Source organism: Roseburia zhanii (assembly GCF_014287635.1).
In the GTDB taxonomy this organism is placed as follows: Bacteria; Bacillota; Clostridia; order Lachnospirales; family Lachnospiraceae; genus Roseburia_B; species Roseburia_B zhanii.
Map to the genome: position 1 here is coordinate 1 of NZ_JACOPH010000070.1, position 1015 is coordinate 1015.

The window sequence follows — 1015 nt, forward strand, 5'->3', positions numbered from 1 at the left end:
ACTTATTGCTTTTCCCTGCACTTGGAATCATAGACCAATCAGGTTCTCCACTTCTCAGCGATACACTATATTTTGTAATAGCAGAACTCGTTGCATTTGAAATCGAAATTCCCATGAATTCACCTCATATTTTCTACCTTCTCTGCATATATTTTAACCTCTATATATACTTATCCATTTATCATATTCATTCTTTAAAATTCTCATAACATACTTATTTCCTCTATTTTTTTATCGGATAAAATAACCTGTTCTCCTAGTCCCATATCATCAAACGACCATATTACGCATACAAAGACCATCTCTTTACAAGATAACTACCGCCTTAAATTCATTTTCATCGCAGGAAAGCACCATATCACCGCCATATTTATCCACAACTGCTTTTACATTTAACAGCCCAATGCCGTGATGATCCCCTCTTTTGCTCTTTATCGTGTCATTTTCAATTTCCACCTTTTCTGTCACCGGATTTCGCACCGCAAATATCAGTTTATGATCTTCGCACTCTAATTTCAGATGAATGACCGCTTTTCCGGTATTTTTCAGTACTTTTTCACTCTCCCGGATTGCATTATCCAGTAAATTGGAAAGCAGAATCACAATCTCTTCCTCTTCCAGACAAATCCCCTACTTTCAGGATAACCGCTATGTGTTTCTCCTGCATGCTGCGGTACTTCTGGTTTAAAACAGCATTGACCACCGGATGGTTCGTGTTGATTGCCGACATCTCAACTGCTATGCTCTCTGTCAGTTTCTGCGTAAATGAAAGTGCCTCATTTGTGTGTCCATTCTTAATCAACGTCTGGATTGTGGAAAGCTGATTTTTATAATCGTACATTTTTCTTCGCTGACGCTCATAGATTTCTTCCCGGTCCTGATAATCTGCAATACGATTTTCTGATTTTGTTCCGTAAGTACCGCAATTTTTATTCTCTCTTCTTTTTCAATGGTATTCTGCATGAACTCCATAAGGATAAGGTTAATCGCAACCAGTCCCACCGAAAGAAATAAA

Annotated in this window: 3 protein-coding genes; all 3 read right to left on the reverse strand. The window is 38.0% G+C overall.

The genetic code is table 11. From position 1 onward, the window contains the following. Positions 1–306 precede the first annotated feature (306 nt). A complete protein-coding gene (locus tag H8S17_RS16655; RefSeq protein WP_172677521.1) occupies positions 307–603 on the reverse strand; it encodes a GHKL domain-containing protein in 297 nt (98 codons plus the stop codon). Continuing rightward, positions 575–841, reverse strand: a complete 267-nt coding sequence (locus tag H8S17_RS16660; RefSeq protein WP_243238119.1) for a hypothetical protein — start codon at positions 839–841, stop codon at positions 575–577. The genes H8S17_RS16655 and H8S17_RS16660 overlap by 29 nt, the downstream gene beginning before the upstream one ends. After that, the coding region (locus H8S17_RS16665) for a hypothetical protein (protein WP_243238120.1) at positions 799–1015 on the reverse strand (217 nt) is incomplete at its 5' end. The genes H8S17_RS16660 and H8S17_RS16665, both read right to left, overlap by 43 nt.